Origin of the sequence: Kitasatospora sp. NPDC004799 (assembly GCF_040609095.1) — a bacterium.
In the GTDB taxonomy this organism is placed as follows: domain Bacteria; phylum Actinomycetota; class Actinomycetes; order Streptomycetales; family Streptomycetaceae; genus Kitasatospora.
The window spans coordinates 1-8,026 of the sequence record NZ_JBEXJK010000373.1 but is presented as its reverse complement, the minus strand read 5'-3'; the positions used below and the strand labels follow the sequence as shown (position 1 = coordinate 8,026).

6 protein-coding genes and 1 rRNA gene are annotated in these 8,026 nt (G+C 71.4%); 4 read left to right on the top strand and 3 right to left on the bottom strand.

The window, feature by feature from the left end; translation table 11 throughout:
- On the bottom strand, nucleotides 1-494 hold a 494-nt coding region (locus ABZW03_RS32585), incomplete at its 3' end, for a sigma-70 family RNA polymerase sigma factor (protein WP_355266393.1).
- A 296-nt stretch (nucleotides 495-790) separates the two neighbouring features.
- Between ABZW03_RS32585 and ABZW03_RS32580 the strand changes: the two genes are divergently transcribed.
- From ABZW03_RS32580 to ABZW03_RS32570, 3 genes are all read left to right on the top strand, one after another.
- Nucleotides 791-1,870: an LUD domain-containing protein gene (locus ABZW03_RS32580; RefSeq protein WP_355266390.1), complete on the top strand. Its 1,080-nt coding sequence runs from the start codon at nucleotides 791-793 to the stop codon at nucleotides 1,868-1,870.
- Between the two features lie 78 nt (nucleotides 1,871-1,948).
- A 5S ribosomal RNA gene (gene rrf / locus ABZW03_RS32575) occupies nucleotides 1,949-2,065 on the top strand.
- A 233-nt stretch (nucleotides 2,066-2,298) separates the two neighbouring features.
- Entirely contained in the window at nucleotides 2,299-3,012 is a 714-nt protein-coding gene (locus tag ABZW03_RS32570) for an IclR family transcriptional regulator (RefSeq protein ID WP_355266387.1), read from the top strand.
- Between the two features lie 161 nt (nucleotides 3,013-3,173).
- Here ABZW03_RS32570 and aspS read toward each other — a convergent pair whose 3' ends face one another.
- A complete protein-coding gene (gene aspS, locus ABZW03_RS32565; RefSeq protein ID WP_355266384.1) occupies nucleotides 3,174-4,481 on the bottom strand; it encodes an aspartate--tRNA(Asn) ligase in 1,308 nt (435 codons plus the stop codon).
- 284 nt (nucleotides 4,482-4,765) lie between these two features.
- Here aspS and ABZW03_RS32560 point away from each other — a divergent pair, with 284 nt between their 5' ends.
- Entirely contained in the window at nucleotides 4,766-5,338 is a 573-nt protein-coding gene (locus ABZW03_RS32560; RefSeq protein WP_355266381.1) for a YceI family protein, read from the top strand.
- 52 nt (nucleotides 5,339-5,390) lie between these two features.
- Here ABZW03_RS32560 and ABZW03_RS32555 read toward each other — a convergent pair whose 3' ends face one another.
- Nucleotides 5,391-7,601: a transglycosylase domain-containing protein gene (locus tag ABZW03_RS32555; protein WP_355266378.1), complete on the bottom strand. Its 2,211-nt coding sequence runs from the start codon at nucleotides 7,599-7,601 to the stop codon at nucleotides 5,391-5,393.
- Nucleotides 7,602-8,026 lie beyond the last annotated feature (425 nt).

Below are 8,026 nucleotides of genomic sequence, written 5' to 3'. Positions count from 1 at the left end.
GCGGCCCGGACCCGCCGGCGGGCCGAGGTGGCCAGCTGGCGGCAGGCCGCCGGGGAGCGGCCGACGATCGCGGCCACCTCGGCGAACGGGTAGCGGAAGACGTCGTGGAGGACGAAGGCGACCCGCTCGGCCGGGGTCATCGCCTCCAGGACCACCAGGAACGCCATGCTGACCGACTCGTCCAGGGTGATCCGGTCGGCCGGGTCCGCCGCCGGGTCCGCCGCGGCGTCCGTCCACTCCCGGCCGGCGGGCAGCGGCTCGGGAATCCACTCCCCCACGTAGCGCTCCCGCCGCGCCCGGGCCGAGCCGAGCAGGTTGAGGCAGATCCGGCTGGCCACCGTGGTCAGCCAGCCGCCGGGCGAGGCGATCCCCTCCCGCTCCCGCCGGGGCAGCGCGTACCAGCGGGCGTACGTCTCCTGCACCACGTCCTCGGCGTCGGCCAGCGAACCGAGCATCCGGTACGCCAGGTTGAGCAGCCGGCGCCGCTCGTTCATGATCGCGCCCAGGCCCGGCTCGGCCGCGGCGTCGCCGCCCGCTGCCTCCCGTGCTTCCCGCGCTGTGTCCCGCACTGTGTCGCCACCCTTCGACTCGACGGTTCTCCGCTCTTCCTCTCCCCTGACAGACCGGACAGCGGCCCCGGATGTGATGTCGGGACGCGCTCTCCGCCCCGTTCCTCCCCGCCGCCTCACATTCCGAGCGGCTGCCTTGTCGTAGCTGTCGCACCGATTGCACCGGTCACATCGATCGCACCGGTCGCACCGGTGCGACCGCCCGACGAACGGAGAACCCGATGAACGACTTCCAGGCGATCGCCGATCGCGTCGAGATCACGGCCCTGCAGGCCGAGTTCACCGACGCGGTGATGATGCGCGACCGCGCCCGCCTCGCCGCGCTGTTCACCCCGGACGGCGTGCTGCGGATGCCCGACGTCCCGATCGAGCTGACCGGCCCGGAGCAGATCCGGGTCGGCGGCGAGAAGCTCCAGGAGCAGTGGGACTTCTTCGTCCAGAACACCCACCCGGGCACGGTCCTGATCGACGGCGACACCGCGACCGGCCGCGCCCACATGCACGAGATCGTCCGGCTGAAGAACGGCGTCCAGGGCCTCAACTACGCGGTCTACCACGACCGTTACCGGCGGACGACGGACGGCTGGCGGTTCGCCGAGCGGGTCTACGAGACCCGGTACCTGGACACCAGCCCGCTGACCGGCTCGGCACCGAGCACCCCCGGGTGGGCCCCGGCGCCGCACACCGCCCCGGCCCCGTACACCGACCCGGCCGGCGCCGACCGGCTGGAGCGGACGGCCGCCGCACTGGCGGCGAACGGCTTCACCGTCGAGGTCCTGGACGACGCCGCCGCCGCGCGCGCCCGGATCGCGGAGCTGGTCCCGGCCGACGCCACCGTCTTCACCGGCGCCAGCGAGACCCTCCGGCTCTCCGGCATCGAGGAGGACGTCAACGCCGGCGACCGCTACCGCGCCGTGAAGCCCCGGGCGCTGGGCATGGACCGGGTCGCCGAGGCCGACGAGCTCCGCCGGATGATCGCCACCCCGGACGTGGTGCTCGCCGGCGTCGCCGCCGTCACCGAGACCGGCTCGCTGGTCCTCGCCTCGGCCACCGGCAGCCAGCTGCCCGCCTGCGTCGGCGGCGCCGGCCGGGCGATCTGGATCGTCGGGGCCCAGAAGATCGTCCCGGACCTCCCGGCCGCCCTGCGGCGCGTCGAGGCCCACGTCCTCCCGCTGGAGTCCGAGCGCGCCCGCGCCGCGTACGGGCAGCCGAGCGTCGTGAACCAGCTCCTCGTGCTCAACGCCCCGGCCCGGCTCACCCAGGGGACCGTCCTGCTGCTGCGCGAGGCCGTGGGCTTCTGAATGCCGCCCGTTTTCCTCCTGCTATGATTTGCGACGAGGCGAAGGCAATGCTTTCGAGCAATTGCCCGGCCCGATCATTTCGGTGGTCATAGCGAGAGGGAAACGCCCGGCTCCATTCCGAACCCGGAAGCTAAGCCTTTCAGCGCCGATGGTACTGCAGGGGGGACCCTGTGGGAGAGTAGGACGCCGCCGAATTCTTCTTACGGCCCCTGCCGTGTCCGACGGACACGGCAGGGGCTTTTTCCATTCCCCCCCGGCGATTCCGTCGCCATTTCGCCGCCCCTCGGTCTCCGTGCCGCGGCACGCCCTCCAGCGGATCCAGCATCTGAGACGCCGAGTCCCGGAAGAACCGCTTTGCGGGCATCTGAGAGGATGGCGAACATCGAAACAGACTTGCGTCTCGCCAACTGAGACTGCAATATCATGCTATGGACAACACTAGCGGCGTCGGCGTTCTCGACAAGGCCGCTCTGGTGCTCAGCGCACTGGAGTCGGGCCCCGCCACGCTGGCGGGGCTGGTCGCCGCCACCGGTCTGGCGCGCCCCACCGCCCACAGACTCGCCGTCGCACTCGAACACCACCGCCTGGTCACCCGCGACATGCAGGGCCGGTTCATCCTCGGCCCCCGCCTGTCCGAACTCTCCGCCGCCGCCGGCGAGGACCGACTGCTCGCCACCGCGGGCCCCGTCCTCACCCATCTGCGCGACGTCACCGGGGAAAGCGCGCAGCTCTACCGCCGCCAGGGCGAGATGCGCATCTGCGTCGCCGCCGCCGAACGACTCTCCGGCCTGCGCGACACCGTCCCCGTCGGCAGCACCCTGCCGATGAAGGCCGGCTCCGCCGCCCAGGTCCTGCTGGCCTGGGAAGAGCCCGAACGCCTCCACCGAGGCCTCCAGGGCGCCCGCTTCACCGCCACCGCGCTCAGCGGCGTCCGCCGCCGCGGCTGGGCCCAGTCCATCGGGGAGCGGGAGCCGGGCGTCGCGTCCGTCTCCGCCCCGGTCCGCGGGCCGTCCAACCGCGTGGTGGCTGCCGTCTCCGTCTCCGGCCCGATCGAGCGGCTGACCCGTCACCCGGGCCGCCTGCACGCCCAGGCCATCATCGAAGCCGCCAACCGGCTCACCGAGGCCCTCCGCCGCGGCTGACGGAGGGCGGCCGAACACCGGGAACGCCGGGAACGCCGGGAACGCCGGAAGGGCCGCACCCGAGGAACCGATCTCCTCGGGCGCGGCCCTTTTCGTTCTCCGGCTTTCCGTTTTACGGCGTTCCGTTTCACCGGTTTCCGTATGCGGCCTTCCGTCTCTTTCTACGGTTCGAGGCGGTGCGGCCCCCGGAAGAGGAACGTGGCCTCGCGGATCGACGGCAGGCCCAGCGCCAGCATGAGCAGCCGGCCGAGGCCCAGCCCGAGCCCGCCGTGCGGCGGGGTGCCGTAGCGGAAGCAGTCGAGGTACCCGGAGAGCGGCCCGGTGTCCATGCCCTTCTCCCGGGCCTGGGCGACGAGCCGGTCGTACCGGTGCTCGCGCTGGGCGCCGGTGGTGATCTCCACGCCCCTCCACAGCAGGTCGAAGGACTCGGTGACGGTCGGGTCGTCCTCGGGCCGCAGGTGGTAGAACGGCCGCACGGCGGCCGGGAACCGGGTGACGAACACGAACTCGTGCCCGGCCTCCTCGGCGATCAGCCCGCACAGCGCCCGCTCGCCCTCGGGGTCGAGGTCGTCCTTGACGCCCTCCCGGTCCCAGCCGGTGGCGCGGAGCCGGGCCAGCGCGTCGGCCATCGTGATCCGGGGGAACGGCAGCTCCGGGACGACCACCCGGGTGCCGAAGTGCTCGGCGATCGCCGCCCCGTGCCGCTCGGCCACGGCGGCCAGGGCGCGGTGCAGCAGCCGCTCCTCGAAGGCCATCACGTCCTCGACCCCGTCGATCCAGGCGATCTCGACGTCGACCCCGGTGAACTCGGTGGCGTGCCGGGAGGTGAAGGACGGCTCGGCGCGGAACACCGGCCCGATCTCGAAGACCCGGTCGATGCCGCCCGCGATGGCCATCTGCTTGTAGAACTGCGGGGACTGGGCCAGATAGGCGGTCCGCCCGAAGTAGGCCACCTCGAACACCTCGGCGCCCGACTCGGAGGCCGTCCCCATCAGCTTCGGCGTGTGCAGCTCGGTGAAGCCCTCCTCGGCCGCCACCTCGCGCATCGCCCGCTCGACGGTCGTCTGGACCTCGAGGACCAGGCGCTGGGAGGGGCGCCGGAGGTCCAGGAACCGCCAGTCCAGGCGCTGGTCGATGCCGGTCCGCTCGTCGATCGGCAGCTTCGGCTCGGCCGGGGCGACGACCTCCACCCGGTCCGGGACGATCTCCAGACCACCCAGCTTGACCTGCGGGTTCTCGACCACCCGGCCGGTGATCTTCACGGCGGACTCGACCGTCACGCCCTCGAAGGCGGCCTCGACTGCGTCGCCCTCCCCGCCGCGCGGGTGGGTGACCTGCACGAGACCGGTGTGGTCCCGGACCAGCACGAACTGGATCCGCCGCTGGAGCCGGAGGGTGTTCACCCACCCGTAGACGGTGACCGTCTCCCCGAGGTGCGAGGGCAGCTGTGCGACGAGGGTGCGTGTCATGGCGGGGTGACTCCCTGGGGTGCGGGCGCGTTGGTCGCGCCACGTCGACGGGCGGTAGACGGCCGCCCTGGGCGCGTTCACCGTAGAGGATCGGGCGCAGGGGAGTCGCCCGGTTTTCCGCCGGGTCCGAGCGGGCGGACGGCGGGATGCCGCGCGGACCGGGCGCCGTGCGGACGGGGGATCGGGGATGCCGTACGGGCGTGCGGACGACGGCGGGCCGGGTTCGTCCTACCCTGGCTGGAGGGGGCTCGGGGCACCGTCGGCCGCCACCTCACGGAGTCGCCATGGCCACCACGACCTGGTTCTTCGAGCCCAGCCACACCGGCGCGGAGTTCCGCGCCCGACACATGATGGTCACCTACGTGCGCGGCCAGCTGAAGAACGTGCACGGCTTCCTGGAGGTCGACCCGGACGCTCCGGAGCAGGCCCGGGTCGAGGCGACCATCGACGCGACCCAGGTGTACACCGGTTCGCCCGAGCGGGACGCGCACCTGCGCAGCGCCGACTTCTTCGACGTCGAGCACCACCCGACCTGGAGGTTCGTCGGGTCACGGATCCACCAGGTGAGCGCGAGCGGATTCGAGGTCACCGGGCAGCTCACCATCCGCGGTGTGACGCGCCCGGTCACCTTCGACGTGAGCTACCTCGGGCAGTGGGACACCCCGTGGTGGGAGGACGGACGCGACCTGGGCCCGCGGCGGCGCGCCGGGTTCATCGCCACCACCCGGATCAACCGCCAGGACTTCGGCGTGAGTTGGAACGACGTGGTGGACCGCGGCGGCACGGTGGTCAGCAACCTGGTCGACGTCGAGGTCGATGTCGAGGCGGTCCTGGAGACCGCCCCCGACCCGTCCTAGGTCGCCCCGGTCGCGCCGGTCGCGCCGGTCGCGCCGGAGCACCCGGCCCCTGCTACCGGCCGACCGGGGTGGCCGGCGCGGTGGCCGGGGCGGTGGCCGGAGCGGTCGTACCCGCCGGGTCCGGCTTCGGCGCCGGGTCGGGGATGTCGGCCATCGGCAGGGACTGCGCGGGCGTGCCGCGCAGGGCCTGGTTCATGGCGTCCCGCCAGATCGGTCCCGGGCCGTCGGCGCCGAACACCTCGGTGCGGTGCTTCCCGTTGATGGTGATGTCGCGCATCTCGACGCCGCCGTCGGGGCCGCCGAGCCAGACCGCGGTGGCGAGCTGCGGGGTGTAGCCGTTGAACCAGGCGGCCCGCTTGCGGTCCGAGGTGCCGGTCTTGCCGGCGATCTGGCGGTTGTCCTCCAGCTGGAGCGCCGCGCCGGTGCCGTTGTTCTCGGTCACGCCGTTCAGGACGGTGTTCAGCGCCCGGGCCGTCGACTCGGAGAACGCCTGCTCGCAGTGGCCGGCCGGGACGGGGACGTCCTTGCCGTCCAGGGTGGTGATGCCGGTAATGGCGACCGGGGCGCAGTGGGTGCCCTGGGCGGCGAAGGTCGCGTAGACGTTGGCCATGGTCAGCGGGCTCATCTCCTCGACGCCCAGGCCCATCGCGGGGACCTCCTCCAGGGGCTTGCCGCTGGCCCTGGTGGTGATGCCGAGCTTGTTGGCCATCTGCTTGACCGCGCAGAGGCCGATCTCCTGCTCCATCTGCACGAAGTAGGTGTTGACCGAGAGCGCCATCGCCGTCTTCAGCTGGTACGGGCCCTTCTCGTTCGGGTTCTCGTTGGGCACCACCGACTTGGGCCGGGCGTCGTTCTTCCAGGTGCCCTCGCAGGTCTTCATCGTCGGGTACTCGAGCTTGTTCGGGGACTGGTACTCCTGGGTCGCCGGCAGGCCCGCCTCCAGGGCCGCGGCCGCGACGACCGGCTTGAAGGTGGAGCCGGGCTGGAAGCCGTTGCCGCCGCCCATCGCGGCGTCCACGTTGAGGTTGACGACGGTCTGGTTCTTCTCCTTGAGCACGCCGTAGGGGCGGGTCTGGGCCATGGCGAGGATCTTGCCGGTGCCGGGCTCGACCATGGTGGCGGCGGCGGAGACGGTGTCGGTGACCCGCACGTTGGCGCTCACCGCGTTCTGGGCGGCGGCCTGCTTGTCCGGGTCCAGCGTGGTGCGGATGTTCAGCCCGCCCTGGTCCCAGAACTTCTTGCGCTCGGCGGCGCTCTGGCCGAAGACCGGGTCCTGCTTGACGACGCGTCGGACGTAGTCGCAGAAGAAGCCCATGCCGGCCTGCGCGGTGATGCAACCGTTCTGCGGCTCCTTGTAGTTCAGGCCGAGCGGGGCGGCCTTCGCCTCCTTCGCCTGCTCGGGGGTGATGTGCTTGCTCTCCAGCATCTTGCCGATCACCACGTCCCGGCGGTTCTGCGCGGCCTGCGGGTGCAGCTTCGGGTCGTACTGGGACGGGTTCTGCACCAGCCCGGCGAGCGTGGCCGCCTCGGCGACGGTCAGGTCCTTGTTGCTCTTGCCGAAGTAGCGCCGGGACGCGGCCTCGACGCCGTAGGCGCCGTTCCCGTAGTACGTGATGTTCAGGTAGTTGGTGAGGATCTGGTCCTTGGACAGCTCCTCCTCCAGCTTGATGGCGATCTTGAGTTCCTGGATCTTGCGGCCCAGGGTCTTGCGCTGGGCCTCCAGGACGGCGTCCTGGTTGTCGCCGGCCTGCTCCACGTTGACGTTCTTCACGTACTGCTGGGTCAGGGTGGAGGCGCCCTGGGAGGCGGTGCCGCTCTCCGCGTTCTTGCTGACCGCGCGGAGGATGCCCTTGAGGTCGACGGCGCCGTGCTCGTAGAAGCGGGCGTCCTCGATGTCCACCTGGGCCTGCCGCATGAACGGCGACATCTGGTCGGCGGTGATGACGACGCGGTCGCGCTCGTACATCCTGGCGATCAGCCCGCCCTTGGCGTCGAAGATCTGCGTCACCTGGGTGAGCGGCGGCGTCCTGAAGTCGTCGGAGATGTCCTCGAAGCCCTCGGCCGTGTCCTTGGCCGTCAGTCCGATGCCCCCGACGGCGGGCAGCGCGAGGCCCGCCAGCAGCACACCGGACACGACGCTCACCCCCAGGAAGGTCGCCCCGAAGCGCACCAGCCGCAGCGGCGTACGGCGGGACGGGCGGTCGTCGTCCGCGTCATCGACGTCGTCGGCGGAATTCCATATCGGGGGGAGATTCGATGCCATTCCGGAATGCTAACGCCGGAAGCTTGCCGGTCGAACGATTTTTCGCGCGGCACTGTCACGGCTGTGCAACAGGAATCCGGGTTCGCCATGACAAAGTCAAATCGTGTACGTACTGAGTGAATACGAGGGAATTCCGCAACCGGTCCCGGGCGCGCCTCCCCGCGCCCGGTGCGCCTCCCTTCCCGCAGCCCTGGTGCCCCTTCGATGCAGTGAGCGGGCCGAAAGGTTGCGTGTGCGCCCGGACGAGTCCGGAGAGCCCGGCCTACGGGGTGACGATCGGGGACTGCGGGGACCCACCCTGCACAGGAAGTCGGCGTGGCCGACTTCCTGTGCGGCGCCTCAGAAAGTGTTGGGTAATTGATCAACTGCACGCTGTGATGCGTTGGGGGGGGTGGTTGGGGGGGGGTTGTGTGCGGATAATAGAC

Coding starts and splice junctions, on each gene's coding strand:
- ABZW03_RS32580 (WP_355266390.1), top strand. CDS start 791: ATGAACGACTTCCAGGCGATCGCCGATCGCGTCGAGATCACGGCCCTG.
- ABZW03_RS32570 (WP_355266387.1), top strand. CDS start 2,299: ATGGACAACACTAGCGGCGTCGGCGTTCTCGACAAGGCCGCTCTGGTG.
- aspS (WP_355266384.1), bottom strand. CDS start 4,481: ATGACACGCACCCTCGTCGCACAGCTGCCCTCGCACCTCGGGGAGACG.
- ABZW03_RS32560 (WP_355266381.1), top strand. CDS start 4,766: ATGGCCACCACGACCTGGTTCTTCGAGCCCAGCCACACCGGCGCGGAG.
- ABZW03_RS32555 (WP_355266378.1), bottom strand. CDS start 7,601: ATGGCATCGAATCTCCCCCCGATATGGAATTCCGCCGACGACGTCGAT.